19 protein-coding genes are annotated in these 20,097 nt (G+C 70.6%); 5 read left to right on the top strand and 14 right to left on the bottom strand.

The features are described 5' to 3' along the window. The first annotated feature begins 277 nt into the window (after positions 1-277). Positions 278-1,507 (top strand): NAD(P)/FAD-dependent oxidoreductase, encoded by a 1,230-nt coding sequence (locus tag OG272_RS36355; RefSeq protein ID WP_327727508.1) that lies wholly within the window; start codon positions 278-280, stop codon positions 1,505-1,507. Positions 1,508-2,083: 576 nt separating this feature from the next. Here OG272_RS36355 and OG272_RS36350 read toward each other — a convergent pair. Together OG272_RS36350 and OG272_RS36345 are read right to left on the bottom strand one after the other, a co-directional pair. Further along, positions 2,084-3,412, bottom strand: a complete 1,329-nt coding sequence (locus tag OG272_RS36350) for a class I SAM-dependent RNA methyltransferase (protein WP_327727509.1) — start codon at positions 3,410-3,412, stop codon at positions 2,084-2,086. A gap of 91 nt (positions 3,413-3,503) precedes the next feature. After that, positions 3,504-5,579, bottom strand: a complete 2,076-nt coding sequence (locus tag OG272_RS36345; RefSeq protein ID WP_326576120.1) for an APC family permease — start codon at positions 5,577-5,579, stop codon at positions 3,504-3,506. Between the two features lie 412 nt (positions 5,580-5,991). Here OG272_RS36345 and OG272_RS36340 point away from each other — a divergent pair, with 412 nt between their 5' ends. Both OG272_RS36340 and OG272_RS36335 read left to right on the top strand, forming a co-directional pair. Continuing rightward, a complete protein-coding gene (locus OG272_RS36340) occupies positions 5,992-6,663 on the top strand; it encodes a TrkA family potassium uptake protein (protein WP_086796765.1) in 672 nt (223 codons plus the stop codon). After that, entirely contained in the window at positions 6,663-7,340 is a 678-nt protein-coding gene (locus OG272_RS36335) for a TrkA family potassium uptake protein (RefSeq protein WP_326576124.1), read from the top strand. The genes OG272_RS36340 and OG272_RS36335 overlap by 1 nt, the downstream gene beginning before the upstream one ends. A 65-nt stretch (positions 7,341-7,405) precedes the next feature. Here the strand turns inward: OG272_RS36335 and OG272_RS36330 are convergent, their stop codons facing one another. From OG272_RS36330 to OG272_RS36300, 7 genes are all read right to left on the bottom strand, one after another. After that, positions 7,406-8,173 (bottom strand): DUF3159 domain-containing protein, encoded by a 768-nt coding sequence (locus OG272_RS36330; RefSeq protein WP_326576126.1) that lies wholly within the window; start codon positions 8,171-8,173, stop codon positions 7,406-7,408. Between the two features lie 3 nt (positions 8,174-8,176). Then, positions 8,177-8,575 (bottom strand): OB-fold nucleic acid binding domain-containing protein, encoded by a 399-nt coding sequence (locus tag OG272_RS36325; protein ID WP_326576128.1) that lies wholly within the window; start codon positions 8,573-8,575, stop codon positions 8,177-8,179. Between the two features lie 57 nt (positions 8,576-8,632). Beyond that, entirely contained in the window at positions 8,633-9,316 is a 684-nt protein-coding gene (locus OG272_RS36320) for a response regulator (RefSeq protein WP_327727510.1), read from the bottom strand. Further along, positions 9,313-12,069: a sensor histidine kinase KdpD gene (locus tag OG272_RS36315; RefSeq protein WP_327727511.1), complete on the bottom strand. Its 2,757-nt coding sequence runs from the start codon at positions 12,067-12,069 to the stop codon at positions 9,313-9,315. The genes OG272_RS36320 and OG272_RS36315 overlap by 4 nt, the downstream gene beginning before the upstream one ends. Before the next feature lie 226 nt (positions 12,070-12,295). Next, positions 12,296-13,075: a DUF3710 domain-containing protein gene (locus OG272_RS36310; protein WP_326576134.1), complete on the bottom strand. Its 780-nt coding sequence runs from the start codon at positions 13,073-13,075 to the stop codon at positions 12,296-12,298. Between the two features lies 1 nt (position 13,076). After that, positions 13,077-13,607 (bottom strand): dUTP diphosphatase, encoded by a 531-nt coding sequence (gene dut, locus OG272_RS36305; protein ID WP_326576136.1) that lies wholly within the window; start codon positions 13,605-13,607, stop codon positions 13,077-13,079. Further along, positions 13,604-14,188, bottom strand: a complete 585-nt coding sequence (locus OG272_RS36300; protein ID WP_326576138.1) for a PaaI family thioesterase — start codon at positions 14,186-14,188, stop codon at positions 13,604-13,606. The genes dut and OG272_RS36300 overlap by 4 nt, the downstream gene beginning before the upstream one ends. 113 nt (positions 14,189-14,301) lie before the next feature. Between OG272_RS36300 and OG272_RS36295 the strand changes: the two genes are divergently transcribed. Next, positions 14,302-14,763, top strand: coding sequence for a DUF3093 domain-containing protein (locus tag OG272_RS36295; RefSeq protein ID WP_326576140.1), 462 nt, complete (start codon positions 14,302-14,304; stop codon positions 14,761-14,763). A 251-nt stretch (positions 14,764-15,014) separates the two neighbouring features. Here OG272_RS36295 and OG272_RS36290 read toward each other — a convergent pair whose 3' ends face one another. The 4 genes from OG272_RS36290 to OG272_RS36275 all read right to left on the bottom strand — a co-directional run bounded on the left by OG272_RS36290 (position 15,015) and on the right by OG272_RS36275 (position 18,603). After that, the gene (locus OG272_RS36290) at positions 15,015-15,965 is read right to left on the bottom strand and encodes a hypothetical protein (RefSeq protein ID WP_405895510.1); all 951 of its coding nucleotides are present in this window, start codon (positions 15,963-15,965) and stop codon (positions 15,015-15,017) included. Between the two features lie 13 nt (positions 15,966-15,978). Beyond that, positions 15,979-16,275 carry a DUF4193 domain-containing protein gene (locus tag OG272_RS36285; RefSeq protein WP_005481602.1) on the bottom strand — a complete coding sequence of 99 codons (297 nt, stop codon included), beginning with the start codon at positions 16,273-16,275 and terminating at the stop codon, positions 15,979-15,981. Positions 16,276-16,680: 405 nt separating this feature from the next. Beyond that, positions 16,681-17,943 carry a HAMP domain-containing sensor histidine kinase gene (locus OG272_RS36280; RefSeq protein ID WP_326576232.1) on the bottom strand — a complete coding sequence of 421 codons (1,263 nt, stop codon included), beginning with the start codon at positions 17,941-17,943 and terminating at the stop codon, positions 16,681-16,683. 6 nt (positions 17,944-17,949) lie between these two features. Further along, positions 17,950-18,603: a response regulator transcription factor gene (locus tag OG272_RS36275; protein ID WP_009340866.1), complete on the bottom strand. Its 654-nt coding sequence runs from the start codon at positions 18,601-18,603 to the stop codon at positions 17,950-17,952. Between the two features lie 416 nt (positions 18,604-19,019). Here OG272_RS36275 and OG272_RS36270 point away from each other — a divergent pair, with 416 nt between their 5' ends. Continuing rightward, positions 19,020-19,193, top strand: a complete 174-nt coding sequence (locus tag OG272_RS36270; protein ID WP_192829560.1) for a hypothetical protein — start codon at positions 19,020-19,022, stop codon at positions 19,191-19,193. Positions 19,194-19,277: 84 nt separating this feature from the next. Here the strand turns inward: OG272_RS36270 and OG272_RS36265 are convergent, their stop codons facing one another. After that, complete coding sequence (locus tag OG272_RS36265) at positions 19,278-20,096, bottom strand: inositol monophosphatase family protein (protein ID WP_326576241.1); 819 nt, start codon at positions 20,094-20,096, stop codon at positions 19,278-19,280. Between the last annotated feature and the right edge of the window lies 1 nt (position 20,097).

The raw sequence follows: 20,097 nt of genomic DNA, 5'->3' as shown, positions 1-20,097 counted from the left end.
CCGCAGAGGCCAAGGCCGCGCAGGCCCATGTCCCCTGGCCTGCCAGGCTCATGACCCCTCAGCCGCGCCCGGCCCGCATGTTCCGGACGGTCCGGCCCTCGGCGGACCGATCCGCCGCGCGAGGGGGCGCGCTGCTGACCGGTGTCCAACGAGTCCGTACCTCCGGTGTAACGGCAGCCACCCGCTGTTCCGTTGTGCAGCCGACATCACCACTCCACAGGCTTTGCGCCTCCCCGTCGAGCGTGACCCGAGCCGCGGTCTGCCGTTGTAGGAGGCGATGCCCCCGACACCACAACGAGACCTCAGCGCTCCCACGATCGTGATCGGAGCGGGCCCCCACGGCCTGGCGGCCGCCGCGCTGCTGCGCCGCTCCGGGGTGCCGACCGTGATCCTGGAACGATCGGACCGGGTGGGAGCGAGCTGGGCGCAGCGCTACGACCATCTACGCCTGCACACTACTCCCGGCACCTCGAGCCTCCCCGGCCTGTCGGTGCCGCGCCAAGCAGGCCCGTGGGTGAGCCGGGACGACTACGTGCGATACCTGGAGCGTTACGTCGCCCATCACCGACTCGACGTCCGGGTGACCACCCCGGTGGAGCGCATCGAACGGGCCGAGCCCGGTTCAGCAGCACAGTGGCTGGTCCACACCCCCGACGGCCCGGTGCCCACCGGTGCGGTCGTGGTGGCCACCGGCCGCTGCCATACCCCGAAGGTCCCCCACTGGCCCGGGCGTTCAACCTTCACCGGCACGCTGCTGCACTCGGCCCGCTACCGCTCTCCCGCTCCCTACCGCGGGCGGGACGTCCTGGTGGTCGGCGCCGGCAACAGCGGTACCGAAATCGCGAGTGTCCTGGCCGGGGCAGGAGCCGAACGGGTACGGATCGCAGTCCGTACCCCACCCAACATCCTGCCCCGCTCCAGCGCCCGATGGCATGCGGCCGGCCGGCTGACGGAGGTCCTCCCGCTCGCGTGGCGCGACCGCACCTCCCTGCTCACGCAACGCCTCGCGGTGCCCGACCTGACCTCACGGGGCCTGCCCCAGCCCCGTACCGGCCTCTACACCCGCAATGCCCGCGAAGGGGTCAACCCGGTACTCGACCACGGCTTCGTCGACGCCGTCCAGTCCGGTCGGGTGGAGCCGGTCGCGGCCGTCCAGGGTTTCGACGGCCCCGACGTGTTACTGGCCGACGGCACCCGACTGCGACCCGACACGGTCATCATCGCCACCGGGTACCGGCCCAACCTGCACGACCTGGTCGGGTCCCTGGGCGTACTCAACGAGGACGGGCAACCCCTCGCCGTAGGGGCACAGACCCATCCCGAAGCCGCGCGCCTGTACTTCACCGGATACACCAATCCACTCACGGGAGTCCTTCGTCAAGCCGGCATCGAAGCGCGCGCCATCGCGCACGCGTTACGGCGCGAGGTGGTGCGAGTCCCCCTTCCCTCCCCCCGCGTTGGCGACCGCACGACCGACACACTCCACAGAGGGCACGCTTCGAGCTGACGGGGCCTCGGAAGCTCGGTCCTTCAGCGGCGTGCCCCCGCAGGGCGCGTGGATGGCTCCGCGCCTACGGCGACACAGTCCCTGTCCTCCTGGGCCGCCGACCAGGACCCGCCGGCCTCCTTCTCGTCAGCTGACGGCGACGGGCCGCCGCCATGGAGGCGGCCGGTGGATCGCGCCCATGGCCTACAGCGGGTGGGGGCCGTCCCGGCGAGGAGACGGTCGGCTGCCCCGACGCGGGAAAGAGTGCGGATGCTCCTCGGAGACGTAGGCGGGGGGCTCACGCGAACTCGGCACCTCGTACCGTTGATGACGCTCTGATGCACGACCCTTCCCACGCACCCGCTGGCGCAGCCTCACCCACCTGACGTTCCGTCGGAAACAGCGTCAAATGAGCGTCAGGACGGTTACCCAGACACCCCCATGGACCGAGGAGAACGCGTCCATCACCTCGCGAGACGCCCACGAAGCCGCAGGTCAAACTCGCTCCCCGGCACCAGGACACGTTCCACATCGTATATTTCGGGAAACACGTCGAGCGCACCCGGACGCGCCTGAGCAACCCAAGAAAACTGCAGGTCAGAGCCCCTTTGCAGCGGGCTCGAGAATCGCCACGCACTCCACATGATGCGTCATCGGAAACAGATCGAACGCCCGCAGCATCCGCACCCGGTACCCGCCGTCCTTGAAGTACCCGAGATCGCGCGCCAGAGCGGCCGGGTCGCAGGCCACGTAGGCGATGCGGCGGGCGCCCAGGGACGACATGTGCTGGACGGTCTTGCGGCCGGCGCCGGCGCGGGGCGGGTCCAGGACGATCAGGTCGACCTCCGTGATCCCCGTACGCGGAAGCACCGCGTCGACCTTGCCCTGTTCGATCCGGACGCGGTCGAAGTCGGCGAGGTTGTGGCGGGCGTCCTCGACGGCGCGCTTGCCGGACTCGATGCCGAGGACGGCACCCTTGTCGCCGACGCGGTCGGCGAGGGCGCCCGCGAACAGCCCCACCCCGCAGTAGAGGTCGAGCGCCATGTCGCCCTTGCGGGGCAGCAGGCCCTGCATGACGGCCTTGACGAGGGTGTCGGCGGCCTTGGGGTGGACCTGCCAGAAGCCGCCGCTGCCGACACGGTACGTACGGTCGTCCGCGCGCTCACGCACGAAGGGGCGGCCATGGACGCGGTGGACGCCGCCGTCCTTCTCCTCGACGCGCATGACCGACACCGGCTTGTCCAGCTCCACGATCGGCAGACGCGCGCCCGGCCGGGGCTCCAGGATCACCTGACGGTCCTGCGAACCCGTCGCCGCGATCGCGTCGATCGACGCCATCCCGGTCCAGTCGCGCTTCTCGATGCCCAGTTCGCTCACCCCGGGCGCCGCGATCATGCAGTGGTCGATCGGCTCGACCTCGTGCGAGCGGTGCTTGCGCAGCCCGGCCCGTCCGGAGTCGTCCACCGCGTACTGCACCCGCGTACGCCACGCCGGGACCTCGCCCGCCGGCAGCTTGTCGCCCTCGGCCGGCATCACCGTGCCGTCCCAGCCCGCCTCCTCGGGGGTGAGGCCCGCGAGCCGCTCCAGCTGCTCGGCGATGACCTCGCCCTTGAAACGTCGCTGGGCGCCCGGCTTGGCGTGCTGCCAGTCGCAGCCGCCGCAGCGGCCGGGACCGGCGTAGGGGCAGGGGGCCTCGACGCGGTCCTTGGAGGCCGACAGGATCGAGACCGCGTCCGCCCGCAGGAAGCGCGCCCCCTCCTCACCGTCGGTCACCCGCGCCACGACCCGCTCGCCGGGCAGCGCGTGCCGTACGAAGAGGACCTGGCCCTCGGACGTGCGCGCGATGCAGTGGCCGCCGTGGGCGACGGGGCCGACCTCGACCTCGTACTCCTCTCCCACCAGCGATTTCTTCGGTTCTGCCTGCATGGTGGGGTGACTCCAGAAGAGAGGAAAGCGGAACAGCCGGACAACAGCCCACCAGTCTACGTGGGTGCCGTCCGGCCATTGACCACGAGCGTCAGCCCTTGCTGTCCGAGGATTCCTTCGACGACGTCTTCGACGACTCCTTCGGTCGCTCGTGCGCCGGACCACGCCGTACCGACCCCGGCGCGCTCCACTCCTGCCGCTTGCGCGCCCGTCGCTTCGCGACCTCGGAGGATTCCAGCTGGTAGGGCACCGAGGTCACCATGACGCCCGGCGTGAAGAGCAGTCGGCCCTTGAGCCGGAGTGCGCTCTGGTTGTGCAGCAGGTGCTCGTACCAGTGGCCGACCACGTACTCGGGGATGATCACCGACACCGCGTCGCGCGGGGACTCCTTGCGCAGCCCCTTGACGTACTCGATGACCGGCCGGGTGACCTCGCGGTACGGCGAGTCGAGGACCTTCAGCGGTACGTCGATGCCGCGCCGGGTCCACTCCTCCTGGAGCGCCCTGGTCTCGGCCGCGTCGACGTTGACACTGAGCGCCTCCAGGGTGTGGGAACGCATCAGCTTGGCGTAGGCGAGGGCCCGCAGGGTGGGGCGGTGGATCCTGGAGATCAGCACCACCGAGTGGACCCTGGACGGCCGTACGACGTCGTCGCTCGGGCCGTCCGGCGCGGCGATCTCCGCGGCGACCCGGTCGTAGTGCTTCCGGATGGCCGTCATCGTCGCGTAGAAGATCACCATGCCGAGCAGGGCGACCCAGGCGCCGTGCGTGAACTTGGTGACGAGGACGACGATCAGGACGAGCCCGGTGAAGAAGGCGCCGAAGGTGTTGATCGCACGGGAGCGGACCATGTGGCGCCGCTTGGCCTGGTCCTTCTCGGTGCGCAGATGGCGGTTCCAGTGCCGGACCATGCCCGTCTGGCTGAGCGTGAAGGAGACGAAGACCCCGACGATGTACAGCTGGATCAGACGCGTGGAGTCGGCGCCGTAGATCCACACCAGGAGCACGGCGGCGCCCGCGAGGAGCACGATGCCGTTGGAGAAGGCGAGGCGGTCGCCCCGGGTGTGCAGCTGGCGCGGGAGGTAGCGGTCCTGGGCGAGGATCGAGCCGAGCAACGGGAAGCCGTTGTAGGCGGTGTTGGCGGCCAGGAACAGCACGAGGGCGGTGGCGGCGGCCAGCACGACGAAGAAGAAGGTGCCGTCACCGAAGACGGCAGCGGCGACCTGGGAGATCACCGGGTTCTGGACGTAGGAGTCGCCGACCGGGGTGCCGTCGCGCAGCAGGTCGTCCGCCGGGTTCTCGGCCATCCGTACGTTGGTGGCCATCGCCAGGCCGATGATGCCGCAGAACATGGTGACGGCGAGCAGGCCCATCGCGGCGAGCGTGGTGGCCGCGTTCTTCGACTTGGGCTTGCGGAAGGCCGGGACACCGTTGGAGATGGCCTCGACGCCGGTGAGGGCGGCGCAGCCGGAGGAGAAGGCCCGCAGCAGCAGGAAGACGAGCGCGAAGCCGGCGAGGCCCTCGTGCTCGGCCTTGATCTCCAGGCCCGAGGTGGGTGCGTTCATGCTCTCGTCGAGGACCAGCCCGCGGAACGCGCCCCAGGCGATCATCACGAAGACGCCGACGACGAAGACGTACGTCGGGATCGCGAAGAGCTTCCCGGACTCCTTCACCCCGCGCAGGTTCATCAGCGTGAGCAGCACGATGATGCCGATCGCGCACAGCACCTTGTGCTCGACGAAGAAGGGGACGGCCGAGCCGAGGTTCTCCACACCGGAGGAGATGGACACGGCGACGGTGAGGACGTAGTCGACGAGGAGCGCGCTGGCGACGGTGAGACCGGCCCTGGGGCCGAGGTTGGTGTTCGCCACCTCGTAGTCGCCGCCGCCGCTCGGGTACGCGTGCACGTTCTGGCGGTAGGAGGCCACCACCGTGAACATCAGCACGACGACCGCGACGGCGATCCAGGGACTGAAGTGGTAGGCCGACACGCCCGTGATGGAGAGGACCAGCAGCACCTCTCCGGGTGCGTACGCCACGGACGAGAGCGGGTCGGAGGCGAAGACGGGGAGTGCGATGCGCTTCGGCAGGAGCGTTTCGCCCAGCCGGTCGCTGCGCAGGGCGCGCCCGATCAGGATCCGTTTGGGCACGTCGGTCAGTTTGGACACGCAGAGGATCGTAAGCGCCCCGACTGCTTCTGGGCACATCCGGGTGAAATCCCGGCGGGCCCCGGGGTGAAATCAGTCCCGCGGCGACTGCGAAGTGCGTCACGTCACGCATCCTCCGGTCTGATGGGCGGCGTCCTCACGTCTATATGACGAATCCCGTCCACCTCACTCTCTGGAGGCTCCATGCAGGCCGCGACCGCGGAACTGATCGGCGCTCTCGCCTCCCTCGTCGGACTCGGCGTCCTGACGAAGATCAGTTTCCGCAGGATCAGCCGACGAGGTCCCACGATGTGACCGGAAGGTGCACGGGGGTGCCCCCGGTGGACCGTGCGTGTGTAGCTTGGGCGACGGTCTGAGACCCTGTTTTCGACGTTTCGGCTGAACAGTAGCTATTGACACCGGAAGGACGGTCGTGCACATCGTCATCATGGGCTGCGGGCGAGTGGGTTCCACCCTCGCCCAGACCCTGGAGCAACAGGGGCACACGGTCGCCGTGATCGACCGGGACCCCACGGCCTTCCGTCGTCTGGGCTCGGGATTCGGCGGCCGTCGCGTCACCGGCATCGGCTTCGACCGCGACACCCTGCGCGAGGCGGGGATCGAGGAGGCGGGCGCGTTCGCCGCCGTCTCCAGCGGCGACAACTCGAACATCATCGCCGCCCGCGTCGCCCGCGAGATGTTCGGCATCGAGAACGTGGCGGCACGGATCTACGACCCCCGCCGCGCCGAGGTCTACCAGCGGCTGGGCATCCCGACGGTCGCCACGGTCCGCTGGACCGCCGACCAGATGCTCCGCCGGCTGCTGCCCTCCGGTGCCGAGCCGCTGTGGCGTGACCCCACCGGCGGCGTCCAACTCGCCGAGGTGCACGCCTCGTCGGCCTGGGTGGGCCACAAGATCAGCAAGATGCAGGAGGAGACCGGCGTCCGCGTCGCCTTCCTCACCCGCCTGGGCGAGGCGATCCTGCCGACCTCGCAGACCGTCCTGCAGGAGGGCGACCTCGTGCACGTGATGATGCGGACGGACGACGTGGAGAAGGTCGAGGCGTCCTTCGCCGAAGGCCCCGACGAGGAGGGCGGTCACTGATGAGGGTCGCCATTGCCGGAGCCGGAGCGGTCGGCCGCTCGATCGCGGGCGAACTGCTGGAGAACGGCCACGAGATCCTTCTCATCGACAAGGCACCGACCGCCATCTCGGTCGAGCGCGTCCCGCAGGCGGAGTGGCTGCTGGCCGACGCCTGCGAGATCACGTCCCTGGACGAGGCGGCGCTCCAGCGCTGCAACGTCGTCATCGCCGCGACCGGCGACGACAAGGTCAACCTGGTCGTCTCCCTGCTGGCGAAGACGGAGTACGGCGTCCCGCGCGTCGTCGCCCGCGTCAACAACCCCAAGAACGAGTGGCTCTTCAACGAGTCCTGGGGCGTGGACGTGGCCGTGTCGACCCCTCGTCTGATGTCGGCCCTGGTCGAGGAGGCCGTCAGCGTCGGCGACCTGGTCCGGCTGCTCCGCTTCAGCCACGGTGACGCGAACCTGGTCGAGCTGACCCTGCCGCCCGAGTCGGCCCTGGCCGGCACTCAGGTCGGCGAGGTCGAGTGGCCGGAGGACACCTCCCTGGTCACCATCATCCGGGGCACCCGGGTCCTCACCCCCACCCCGGACGACTCCCTGGAGGCGGGCGACGAGCTCCTCTTCGTGGCCGCCCAGGCCCGCGAGGAACAGCTGGAGGATCTCCTGTCGGTCCGCCGCGAGGAAGCGACGAGCTGACGCGACGACCGATACGAGGAAGGGGCGCCCGGAGGTTTCCGGGCGCCCCTTCCTTCGTCACCGGCTCAGGGTGCCTGGTCGGCACCGCGCACCGCGGCCTTCCGCTCCTCCTCCGCGCGCTCCTCCGCCTCCATCTCCGCGAACACGTCGATCGGAGCGGGGGCCTTCGCGAGGAAGATCCAGGTCAGCCATACGGCCAGCAGGAACGGCGGGATCTTCAGGGCGATGAGCACCCAGCCCAGCTGTGTGGTGTCGGCCCACCAGTAGAGCGGGAAGAGGATCGCGCATTTGGCGAGCAGAATCGCGCCCCAGGCGTAACTCGCCTTGGAGTACGCCTTCTTGCGGCCGGGGTTCCGGGTCCGCCAGGACAGGTTCTCCTTGAAGACCGGCCCGAGCATCAGACCGATCAGCGGCACGCCGGCCAGCGTCGTGAAGATGTACGCGAGCCCGAGGCCCAGCGTGTACAGCATGCCCGGCAGATAGAAGTCCTTGGCGTTGCCGGTCATCATCGCGAAGACCACACCGAAGGCGACCCCGAAGACACCGCTGAAGGCGTGCTTGACGGTGTCCTTCATGACGAGGCGCACCACGACCAGCAGGACGGAGACACCGAGGGCCGCGAGGGCCGCCGAGTGCAGGTCCTTGTTGATCGTGAAGATGGAGACGAAGAGCAGGCCCGGGAGCACGGTCTCGACCATGCCGCGCACGCCACCGAACGCCTCGAACAGCGCGGCCTCCGTCACCGCCCTGGAGTCCTGCGAGCCGTCCTGTCCGCCTTCGGCGTCCTGGACGCCGCGCTGGGCGTCTTCCGTCGGCTTGTCGAGCGACGTCACCGGCTACTCCCGTCCGAGCGGTCTGAGTTCGTACTTCGGATTGAACAGCACCCTACGGCCCCGGCTCATGGAGACCCGGCCGGATGCGATCAGCTTGCGCCCCGGCTCTATCCCGATGATGGAGCGTCTGCCCAGCCACACCACGTCCAGGGCGGCCGAACCGTCGAACAGCTCGGCCTCCAGGGCCGGGACACCGGCCCGGGGGCGCAGCGTGACCGTGCGCAAGGTACCAGTAACCGTCACTATCTGTCGGTCGTGGCAGTCACATATGCGCGTGCAGCCGGCGGTGTCCGCGTCCTCGCGCAGCTCCTCCGACTCCAGGTCCTGCTGGGACGAGGAGAGCCGGTCGAGCATGCGCCGGAACCGGCCGGCCGGCTTCTCGGAACGAGGGGCAGCACTCATGACAAAAGCGTACCGGGGGTCGCCGACAGTCCTGCACCCCCGTACGTCGGGCTCCGCTCACTTCTCGAAGCGGTACCCCATCCCCGCCTCGGTGACGAAGTGCCTCGGCCGCGACGGATCGCCCTCCAGCTTGCGGCGCAGCTGGGCCATGTAGACCCGGAGGTAGTTGGTCTCCGTCCCGTACGACGGCCCCCAGACCTCCTGGAGCAGCTGCTTCTGGCTGACCAGGCGCCCGGTGTTGCGCACGAGGACCTCCAGGAGGTGCCACTCCGTGGGGGTCAGCCGGACGTCCCGGCCGTCCCGGTTCACCTTCTTCGCGGCCAGGTCCACGGTGAAGTCGTCGGTCTCCACGATCACGTCGCCCTCGTCGCTCCCGAGGGGCTCGGCCCGCCGGACGGCGGCGCGCAGCCGGGCGAGCAGCTCGTCCATGCCGAAGGGCTTGGTGACGTAGTCGTCGGCGCCCGCGTCGAGGGCCTCGACCTTCTCGTCGGAGGAGTGCCGGGCCGACAGGACGAGGATCGGGACCCGGGTCCAGCCGCGCAGGCCCCTGATCACCTCGACGCCGTCCATGTCGGGCAGCCCCAGGTCGAGGACGACGACGTCGGGGTGGCGGGTGGCGGCGAGTTCGAGGGCGGTCGCGCCGTCGTGGGCCGCGTCGACCTCGTACGCGCGGGCCTTCAGGTTGATCACGAGCGCCCGCACGATCTGCGGCTCGTCGTCGACCACGAGCACCCGGGTCATGTCGTTCGCCTCTCTGCCGATGTGGCCGTGCCGACCGACGGGACCACGCCCCCCGCCCCGGCGGCGCCGCCTGCCGACGGGTGTGTGTCTGCCGACGCAGCCTCACCCGCCGAGGGGCCCGTGCCCGCCGAAGGACCCGTGCCCGCCGAGGGAGCCGTGCCCGCCGACGCGACGACGCCCGCCGTGGGACCCGTGCCCGCCGAGGGACCCGTGCCCGCCGACGGAGCCGTGGCGGGCCCTGAGCCGTTCGGTGCGGCGCGCACCGTGAGCACCATGGTGAGGCCTCCGCCGGGGGTGTCCTCGGCGTCGAGTGTGCCGCCCATGGCCTCGGCGAAGCCTCGGGCGACCGCGAGCCCCAGCCCCACACCGGCCCCGCGCGGGGCGTCGCCGTGTCGCTGGAAGGGCTCGAAGATGCGCTCCCTGGCGTCGTCGGGGACTCCGGGGCCCCGGTCGGTGACCCGGACCTCGACACGGCCGCCGAGGGCGCTGGCGGAGACCAGGACGGGCGGGCCGGTCGTGCCGGGCGGGCTGTACTTGACGGCGTTCTCGACGATGTTGGCGACCGCGCGCTCCAGCAGTCCGGGGTCGACGGCGACCATGGGCAGGCTCTCGGGGATCTCCAGTCCGACGCTGCCCTCGGGGACGCCGCCGAGGGCCATCGGCACCACCTCGTCGAGGTCGATCTCGCGGATCAGCGTGGTGACCGTGCCGGTCTGCAGGCGGGACATGTCGAGGAGGTTGCCCACGAGGTGGTCGAGCCGGTCGGCGCCCTCCTCGATCCCTTCGAGCAGTTCGGCCTCGTCCTCCTCCGACCAGGCCACGTCGTCGGAGCGCAGCGACGACACGGCGGCCTTGATGCCCGCCAGCGGGGTGCGCAGGTCGTGGCTGACGGCGGCGAGCAGCGCGGTGCGGATGCGGTTGCCCTCGGCCAGCTCCTTGGCCCGGTCGGCCTCCTGCTTCAGCCGCCTGCGGTCCAGTACGACGGCGGCCTGGGCGGCGAACGCGGCCAGCACCCGACGGTCCTCGGCGGGCAGGACGCGCCCGGAGAGGGCGAGCGCCATGTGGTCGCCGACCGGCATGTCCACGTCCGCGGCCTCCGGACGGTCCACCTGCCGGGGGCCCACGCTGCCCGCGCAGGTCCACGGGTCCACATCGCTCTCGCGCTCCAGCAGGGCCACCGACTCCATCCCGAAGGTCTCGCGGACCCGTTCGAGGAGTGCCTCCAGGCTGGTCTCCCCGCGCAGCACGCTGCCCGCGAGGAAGGAGAGGATCTCCGACTCGGCGCGCAGCCGGGCCGCCTGTTGGGTGCGCCGGGCCGCGAGGTCCACCACGGACGCCACCGACACCGCGACCCCTATGAAGACCGCGATGGCGACGATGTTCGTCGGGTCGTCGACCGTCAGGGTGTGCACCGGCGGGGTGAAGAACCAGTTGAGCAGCAGCGAGCCCAGCACGGCGGCGGCCAGGGCGGGCAGCAGACCGCCCAGCAGGGCCGCGGCCACCGTCACCGACAGGAACAGCAGCATGTCGTTGGCGAGACCCAGGTCCCTCTCGAAGCCGGCCAGCAGCAGCGCCAGCAGCACCGGCCCGGCCGTCCCGACCAGCCAGCCCCAGATCATCCGGGCCCGCCCCAGCCGCGCGCCCCGGGCGACGGGCAGCCCACGCCCCTTGCCCGCCTCGGCGTGGGTGATCAGGTGGACGTCCAGGTCGGGACCGGAGTCCCGGGCGACGGTCGCGCCGACGCCCGGCCCGAACACGTACTGCCAGCTCTTGCGCCGCGAGACGCCGAGCACGATCTGGGTGGCGTTGACCCCGCGGGCGAAGGCCAGCAGCGCGGCGGGGACGTCGTCGCCGACGACGTGGTGGAAGGTGCCGCCCAGATCCTCGACGAGGGTGCGCTGGACGGCGAGTTCCTTGGGCGAGGCGGAGGTCAGCCCGTCGCTGCGGGCGATGTAGACGGCCATGACCTCGCCGCCCGCGCCCTTCTCGGCGAGCCGGGCGGCCCGCCGGATCAGGGTCCGGCCCTCGGGCCCGCCGGTCAGCCCGACCACGATCCGCTCCCGCGAGCCCCAGATCCTGGAGACCTGGTGCTCGCTGCGGTACGCGTTGAGGTACTCGTCGACCCGGTCCGCCACCCACAGCAGTGCCAGCTCCCGCAGTGCGGTCAGGTTGCCGGGCCGGAAGTAGTTCGACAGCGCCGCGTCGACCTTGTCCGGCTGGTAGACGTTGCCGTGCGCCATCCGCCGGCGCAGCGCCTGCGGCGACATGTCGACCAGCTCTATCTGATCCGCCCGCCGCACCACCTCGTCGGGGACGGTCTCCCGCTGCCGTACGCCCGTTATCGACTCGACGACGTCACCGAGCGACTCCAGGTGCTGGATGTTGACGGTCGAGATCACGTCGATGCCGGCCGCGAGCAGTTCCTCGACGTCCTGCCAGCGCTTGTCGTTGCGGGAGCCGGGCACATTGGTGTGGGCCAGCTCGTCCACGAGGGCCACCCGGGGCCGACGGGCGAGGACGGCGTCCACGTCCGTCTCGGTGAAGACCGCGTCCCGGTAGGCCAGTTCCCGGCGCGGGACCTGCTCCAGACCGTGCAGCATCACCTCGGTGCGCGGCCGGCCGTGGTGCTCCACGACGGCCACCACGCAGTCGGTGCCGCGTTCGACCCGGCGGTGCGCTTCGGACAGCATCGCGTACGTCTTGCCGACGCCCGGTGCCGCACCGAGGTAGATCCGAAGCTTTCCGCGTCCCATGGCCCCATTGTCTTCCCGTGACCGCCGCCTACGCAGCGTCGACCCTACGGCCAACCATCACGGCGAAGGGGACGGAAGACGGGCCGGAGCCGCTCTTTGACGCAACCCTGACGCGCCCTGTGGGCAAAGAGCGAACATGACGAAGGGCCGCACCCCGAGGGGTACGGCCCATGTACATGCGACCCTGTCAGGGGCGCGGGAGCTGCACGACCAGCCCCCGGGAGCGTCAGCGGACCTCGGTGATCTCCGGTCCGCGCTGGAGCTGCCCCATGCCGCCGGAGAAGCGGGAACCGGCCTGGTCCTCCTGCTGGACCCCCTCGGGGACCATCTGCGCGTCGTTCGGCAGCTTCAGGACGATCGGGTCGCGCGGAGCCATGGGGCCCTCGCCGCGGACGACGACCGTGTCCCGGAAGATCTGCTCCAGCAGCCCGGCGGTCTGCGGCTCCACCGCGCCCCGGCCGGAGATCACCCCGCGCAGGAACCAGCGGGGCCCGTCCACGCCGACGAACCGGACCACCTGGAAGCCACCCGTGCCGTCCGGCAGCTGCACCGGCACCTGCGCGCGGAGCTCCCAGCCCAGCGGACCCTCGACCTCGTCGATGACACCGCCCTGCTGGGTGATGCCGGAGGCGATCTCCTCACGGACCTCGCCCCAGATGCCCTCGCGCTTGGGTGCGGCGAAGGCCTGCAGCTGGACCGCGCTGTCGCGGAGCACGACGGTCGCCGCGACGATCGCGTCGCCGGCCACCTCGACCCGCAGCTCCATGCCGTCGACTCCGGGCACGAAGATGCCGCCGAGGTCCACCCGGCCCTCGCCGGGCTCGCGCACCTCGGAGCTGTCCCACGGCCCGTCGGGCCGGGGCTCGGGCTCGAGCCGCACGCGCTCCCGCTCGGCCTCGTCCGCCTCGGCGTCGGCTTCCCCGGCAACGCCGTCGACCTGCTCGGCCTCGCTCGCCGCGTCCGCCGCGTCCTCAGCGGAACCCTTCTTCTTGCGACGTCCGAACACGTCACTGTCCTTCCCGGTCGGATACGGCCGAAGCGTATCGATTCCCACCCGTTGCCACCCATGGTCCGCCCACGGCGGCATGACCGCCGGTGGACCCGAAGCCCCCCTCGGCCCGCGCCGAGTCGGGAAGCTCCGCCACCTCCCGGAAGCGCACCTTCTCGACCTGCTGGACGACCAGTTGGGCAATCCGGTCGAAGCGCTCGAACCGCACGGCTTCATGCGGGTCGAGATTCACCACGATCACCTTGATCTCCCCACGGTACCCGGCATCAACCGTCCCCGGGGCATTCACCAGGGCGACGCCGCAGCGGGCGGCGAGACCGGACCGTGGGTGCACGAAGGCCGCGTACCCCTCGGGGAGCGCGATGGACACTCCCGTGGGAAGTACGGCCCGTTCGCCGGGCTTCAGTTCCCGGCTCTCCGTGGTGCGCAGATCGGCGCCCGCGTCGCCGGGCTGCGCGTAGTCCGGCAGCGGCACGTCGGGGTCGACGCGCCGGATCAGGACGTCGAGAGGGGTACGGCCGCCGCTCACGGGTTCACCTCGAAGGCACGGGCCCGCCGGACCTGGTCCGGGTCGTTCATGGCCGCCTGGATCTCCGCCTCGCGGCCGTGGTCGATGAAGTGGTCGACCTTGACCTCGACGAAGAGCGCGTCGGCGCGGACGGCCAAGGGGCCGTCGGGGTCACCGATACGTCCCTCGGCGGTCGCGAAGATCTTCCGCCCGGCCACCGCCGTCACCTCGGCCCGCAGGTGCAGCACGGTGCCGACGGGGACGGGGCGCAGAAAGTCGGTCTCAAGCCGTCCGGTCACCGCGATGGTGCGCAGCAGCCAGTTGAGGGAGCCGAGGGTCTCGTCGAGAGCACTGGCCAGGACCCCGCCGTGGGCGAGGCCCGGGGCCCCCTGGTGCGCGGGCCGCACGGTGAACTCGGCGGTGAGGGTGACGCCCTCACCGGCCCTCGCCTCCAGGTGGAGCCCGTGGGGCTGCTCGTCACCACAGCCGAAACACTGCCCGTAGTGCGCGCCGAGCAACTCACCCGGAGCGGGTGCCTCGGGATGCCGTACGGGCGCCGTGGCGTCCGCCGGGGGCCGCAGGGCCGCGGAAGTACCTCTCACAGCCGCAGACCTTACCCGTCCGTCAGCGTCCGGCCATCGTCCCTACGGGCAGGGTTTCCCCTCGGACGCCCCTATTTCCGGGGCCGGAGGGTCCCCATGCCAAGCTTGTCGCCATGCAGCTCTCCGCCTCGCCGTACGAAGAACGCCTCACCGCTCCCCGCACCTGGTGGCTCGTCTGCTTCCTGGTCGGCGTCTCGATGGCCCTCATCCTGCTGCCGTTCGGCACGCTCCCCCTGCTGGGCGGCCTCGCCGGCGGCACCGCGGTCGCGGCGGTCGTCACCAGCTCCTACGGCTCGGTCCGCATCCGCGTCGTCGGCGACTCGCTGATCGCGGGCGAGGCGAAGATCCCGGTGAGCGCCCTGGGCGAGCCGGAGATCCTGGACCGCGAGGAGGCCCAGGCCTGGCGCACCCACAAGGCCAATCCGCACGCCTTCATGCTCCTGCGCGCCTACGTCCCCACGGCTCTGCGCATCCCGATCGTCGACCCGGCCGACCCGACCCCGTACGTGTACCTGTCGACGAGGGAGCCGGAGCGCCTGGTGGCGGCAGTGGAAGCGGCGAAGACGGTGGCGTGACGCGACGCGACGCTCACCGACGGCGAGACGGCCCGGCCGCCCGAGAAGGTTCCGTTCGTCGCGACGACGGCGGAACGGCTCGGCGGCGACGCTGATTTTCCGCGGCGATGGCGACGCTGTTTTCCCGCCGAACTCTTACGGCCGAGAATTTTCCTCGCGCCGCATCGGCGATCAGCCAGGACGGCGCATTCCGAGCGGTGCCGAACTCGGGCGCGCCTGCCCGGGAACCAGGTGCGCCCGGCACCTCCCGCTCAGCCTCCGCCGAGTTCCTTCGGCAACTCCCCCACCGTCAGGGGATCCACCGGCTTCTCCAGCGGCGGCAGTTCCGGCAGCGCCTCCCACGGCACCTGATGACGCCGCAGGTCCTTACGGATCCGCTCCGCGAGGTGCTTGGTGTCCCGGCGGTTCATGACCGCCCCGACCGCGGCCCCGACCAGGAACGGCATCAGGTTCGGCAGATTCCGCACCATGCGTTTCATGATCTGCTGCCGCAACTGCCTCTTCAGCTGCCCGCCGAGCGCCGAATTGATCGTCGACGGCTTGGTCACGTCGATCCCGCGCTCACCTGACCAGGAGTCCAGATAGGCGGTGCTGCGCTGTCGCAGATTTCCCGGTGGCCGCGCCCCGTACACCTCGTGGAGCTCGGCGATGAGCTTCAGCTCGACCGCGGCGACCCCGGTGATCTCGGCGGCCAGTTCCGCGGGCATGGCGGGCGGCGCCGGCAGCATCGCGGCGGCCCCGACGCCCGCGCCCACCGTGGAGGTCGCGTTGGCGGCCCCCGCGACGAGCTTGTCGGCGATCTGCTCGGGCCCCAGTCCAGGGAACTGGGCGCGCAGGGTCGCGAGGTCGCGCACGGGGATCCGCGGGGCGATCTCGATGATCCGCTCGGTGATGTACGCGAGCCCCGCTCTGGCCCGGTCACCGCTCTTGAGGGCCCCGACCTTGAGGCCCTGTTTCAGTCCGTCCCGGACGACGGCCGTACGTCGTCGGGCGACCGGCGCCGGAGTCTCCACCGGTACGGGCAGGCGTCCCTGCTCATCCGTGGCCTCCCCCGACGCCGTGACGGACGCACGTTCGAGCGAGGCCGCTCCCTTGCCGGAGGAGCCCCGCTCGTCGTCACGCACGCCGTCGGAGCCGTCGTGCGGCTCCCGGTCCGCCTCCTTGCGGGAGCGGCGCTTCCAAGGAGGGGTCGAGCCAGTCACGGCCGACCCTGCCTCAGTCGCAGTCGCGGCAGATCGGCTGACCGTTCTTCTCGCGGGCCAGCTGGCTGCGGTGGTGCACCAGGAAGCAGCTCATGCAAGTGAACTCGTCCTGCTGCTTGGGCAGTACCCGGACGGCCAGCTCCTCGTTCGAGAGGTCGGCCCCGGGCAGTTCCAGGCCTTCTGCAGCCTCGAACTCATCTACGTCCACGGCGGACGTCGACTTGTCGTTCCGGCGAGCCTTGAGCTCTTCCAGGCTGTCCGAGTCGACGTCGTCGTCGGTCTTGCGTGGGGTGTCGTAATCCGTTGCCATGTCGCGCTCTCCCCCTCTGGGTGTCTGCGGTGTCTCCAGCGCACGTAACGCGTGAGAGGCCGGACTTGTGCCCGACCTGAGGCGGAGATTTTGCCTCACATCAAGGTCTGTTACTCAATCGACACCCAACCGGACCCCTCAAGAGTGATCGGCTTGGATGGCGAACGGGACCGTACACGGTCCAGAGGCTGCATACAAAGGCGCCTCAGCATGTACTTCCCGTGATCTCAACCCCCGAAAACCCGGATTTTCCCGGCTTTCCGACGGACACATGATCACGCTCGGTAGATGGCTGGAAATTCGCCCATGTGATCGATCACACATTGGTCGTGCACGACCGTTTCGATCTGGTGCCCAGGAAATTCCGCGCAAAGCGAACACGTCCCGGAACCGGGGGTCATTTTCTCAGACGGGCAGGGTCACCCGCATCACGAGTCCGCCTCCCTCACGTGGTCGGGCGGCGATGTGGCCGCCGTGCGCGCGGGCCACGGACCGGACGATCGACAGGCCGAGGCCCACGCCCTTGTCGCTGCCCGTGCGCTCCGTACGCAGCCGCCGGAACGGCTCGAAAAGGTTGTCGATCTCGTACGCCGGGACCACGGGCCCGGTGTTCGTGACCACCAGCACCGCCTGCCCGTGCTGGAGCTCCGTCGTGACCTCCACCCAACCACCCCCACCCTGCACGTTGTACCGGACGGCGTTCTGGACGAGGTTCAGGGCGATCCGCTCCAGCAGGACGCCGTTGCCCTGGACGACCGCGGGGGCCCGCTCCCCGCGGATCTCCACGTTCCTGGCGTCCGCCTCGGAGCGCACCTGGTCGATGGCCTGGGAGGCGACCTCGGCGAGGTCCACGGGCTTGCGCTCGACGATCTGGTTGTCGCTGCGGGCGAGCAGCAACAGCCCCTCGACGAGCTGCTCGCTGCGCTCGTTGGTGGCCAGCAGCGTCTTGCCCAGTTGTTGCAGCTCGGCCGGCGCGTTCGGATCGGAGAGGTGCACTTCGAGGAGCGTGCGGTTGATCGCGAGCGGTGTTCTCAGCTCGTGCGAGGCGTTCCCGACGAACCGTTGCTGCGCCGAGAAGGCCCGCTGGAGCCGCTCCAGCATCTCGTCGAAGGTGTCCGCCAGCTCCTTCAGCTCGTCGTCCGGACCGTCCAGCTCGATACGGCGGGACAGGTCCGAGCCGGCCACCGCGCGCGCGGTACGGGTGATCCGGCCGAGCGGCGCGAGCACCCGGCCCGCCATCGCGTAGCCGAAGGCGAACGCGATCACGGCGAGCCCGAGCAGGGCCAGCAGGGAGCGGCTGAGCAGGGTGTCCAGGGCGACCTGCCGCTGGTCGTCGATGCAGGCCGCGATCGCCGCGTTGAAGTCGGGCAGCTGCAGATTGGTCGGGGCCGTGTCGGCGTCCACTGCGGGGCACTTGTTGCTGGAGACGCTGATGTTCGTACCGCCCTCGATCTTGAACACCGGTGTGTTTCCGGTGCTCACGGCCTGGGCGGCCAACAAGTAGATGATCGACAGCAACAGGATCCCGGCGATCAGGAACATGCCGCCGTACAGCAGCGTGAGCCGTATCCGGATGGTCGGGCGCAGCCACGGGAACGGGTTCTGCGCCCGCCGGGGGTCCCAGGTGGGTTTCGGGGGCGTCTGGGGCGGCGCGGGGGTCGTGGCCACGGCGGATCAGATCCGGTAGCCGGAGCCGGGCACGGTGACGATGACCGGGGGTTCGCCGAGCTTGCGGCGCAGCGTCATGACCGTCACGCGCACGACGTTGGTGAACGGGTCGGTGTTCTCGTCCCAGGCCTTCTCCAGGAGCTGCTCCGCCGAGACGACGGCGCCCTCGCTGCGCATCAGCACCTCCAGGACCGCGAACTCCTTGGGCGCGAGCTGGACCTCCTTGCCGTCGCGGAAGACCTCACGGCGGTTGGGGTCGAGCTTGATGCCGGCGCGTTCCAGAACGGGCGGCAGCGGCACGCTGGTACGCCGGCCGAGGGCCCGTACGCGCGCGATGAGCTCGCTGAAGGCGAACGGCTTGGGCAGATAGTCGTCGGCGCCGATCTCCAGGCCCTCGACGCGGTCACTGACGTCGCCGGACGCGGTGAGCATCAGCACGCGCGTGGGCAGGCCCAGCTCGACGAGCTTGCGGCAGACGTCGTCGCCGTGGACGAGGGGGAGGTCGCGGTCGAGGACGACCACGTCGTAGTCGTTGACGCCGATGCGTTCCAGGGCCGCCGCACCGTCGTACACGACGTCGACGGCCATGGCCTCCCGGCGCAGTCCGGTGGCCACCGCATCGGCGAGCAGTTGCTCGTCCTCGACGACGAGTACGCGCACGTCGCTTGTCCTTCCTGTGTCCACCCGCGTAGCGCGTCACAGGCGCGCACGGGCAGGGTGTTCGTGGGTGTGTGACCTCCATCCTGCCTTTTTCGGCCGTAAGTCGGCTGTAAGACGACCCCTGGACAGGAAGGCCGAAGGCGGTCGGCCGGGAATGCGGGACTTTTTCGTCCGGTTGAGGTTTCCGTCCGAGAGACCGGGGGGAGGACGGCTTTACACCCCGCGATCACGCTCTGCTTGTGCCGCACCACCATGCGGTATGCGGCGCTCCGCTTCTCCGCAGAGCGGGCGTGGGTGTCCGGCACCGTCGCCGCCCGGCCAGGGCAGCGCTGGGCATCCACAGGAGACGTGATCGCCCCTTCCGAACGGCACACCCCCGTGCCAACGACCCACGACCCAGGACGAGGGGGCGCAGCATGGACGCATTCACCGCAGGACTTCTGCAGCGCATAAGGGCGACCGAGTCCGACCTGACCAGGGCTCGCGACGAGGGCGACGACTTCCTCGTCGAGGTGGAGCAGGGCGAACTCGACGACCTGCGCCGCCTCGCCGCCGATCACGGTGTGGAGGTCGGCGCGTACAGCGTCTGATCGACAGCCCGTACCGCACGACAACGGGACCCCGGCAGATCCAGGCCGGGGTCCCGTTGCGTTCGTCGCCGTCCGCCAGGACCGTCAGTCGTGCCAGGCACCCAGCTCGTCCAGGCGGCTCTGGAGGGCCTCGAAGAGGACGGGTGGGGCCGCGATGGTCAGGTCGGGTGAGAGGGGCTCTGAGGGGCGGCCACCGGTCAGGGCGCCCGCCTCCCGGGCGATGAGGTCGCCCGCCGCGTAGTCCCAGGCGTTCAGGCCGCGCTCGTAGTACGCGTCCAGGCGGCCCACGGCCACGTCGCACAGGTCGATCGCGGCCGAGCCACCGCGCCGGATGTCCCGGACGTGGGGGATCAGCTCGCGCAGCACGTCGGCCTGCCTGGCCCGGCGCTCGGCGCGGTAGCCGAAGCCGGTGCCGACGAGGGCCAGCTCCAGGGCGGGGGCGGGCCGCACGCGCGCGGGGCGGTCGTTGAGGTACGCGCCCTCGCCGAGGACGGCGCGGAAGGTCTCGCCGCGCACCGGGGCGTGGACCACGCCGACGACGGTCTCGCCGTCCACCCGTGCCGCGATGGACACGGCCCAACTCGGAAGTCCGTACAGGTAGTTGACGGTGCCGTCGATGGGGTCGATCACCCACTGGACGCCGCTGGTGCCCTCGACGCTGGCACCCTCCTCGCCGAGCACGCCGTCGTGCGGCCTGCGCTCGGCCAGCAGGCCGGTGATCAGCTTCTCGGAGGCGATGTCCATCTCGGTGACGACGTCGACCGCGCTGGACTTGGTGGCGGCCACACCGAGATCCTCGGGCCGTCCGTCACGCAGGAAGGCCCCCGCCCGGTGGGCGGCGTCCAGGGCGATCTCCAGCAGTTCGGCCCTCAGGCCGTCCGGACGCTCTGACTGGTCGGTCACG

This window comes from Streptomyces sp. NBC_00104 (assembly GCF_045160825.1).
Taxonomy (GTDB): domain Bacteria; phylum Actinomycetota; class Actinomycetes; order Streptomycetales; family Streptomycetaceae; genus Streptomyces.
The sequence above is the reverse complement of the archived record's forward strand: the minus strand, read 5'-3'. Positions and strand labels throughout refer to the sequence as shown.

What these genes read in the sequence shown, in the direction of transcription:
- OG272_RS36355 (WP_327727508.1), top strand. Translation starts at nt 278, where the DNA reads ATGCCCCCGACACCACAACGAGACCTCAGCGCTCCCACGATCGTGATC.
- OG272_RS36350 (WP_327727509.1), bottom strand. Translation starts at nt 3,412, where the DNA reads ATGCAGGCAGAACCGAAGAAATCGCTGGTGGGAGAGGAGTACGAGGTC.
- OG272_RS36335 (WP_326576124.1), top strand. Translation starts at nt 6,663, where the DNA reads ATGAGGGTCGCCATTGCCGGAGCCGGAGCGGTCGGCCGCTCGATCGCG.
- OG272_RS36325 (WP_326576128.1), bottom strand. Translation starts at nt 8,575, where the DNA reads ATGAGTGCTGCCCCTCGTTCCGAGAAGCCGGCCGGCCGGTTCCGGCGC.
- OG272_RS36320 (WP_327727510.1), bottom strand. Translation starts at nt 9,316, where the DNA reads ATGACCCGGGTGCTCGTGGTCGACGACGAGCCGCAGATCGTGCGGGCG.
- OG272_RS36315 (WP_327727511.1), bottom strand. Translation starts at nt 12,069, where the DNA reads ATGGGACGCGGAAAGCTTCGGATCTACCTCGGTGCGGCACCGGGCGTC.
- OG272_RS36295 (WP_326576140.1), top strand. Translation starts at nt 14,302, where the DNA reads ATGCAGCTCTCCGCCTCGCCGTACGAAGAACGCCTCACCGCTCCCCGC.
- OG272_RS36285 (WP_005481602.1), bottom strand. Translation starts at nt 16,275, where the DNA reads ATGGCAACGGATTACGACACCCCACGCAAGACCGACGACGACGTCGAC.
- OG272_RS36270 (WP_192829560.1), top strand. Translation starts at nt 19,020, where the DNA reads ATGGACGCATTCACCGCAGGACTTCTGCAGCGCATAAGGGCGACCGAG.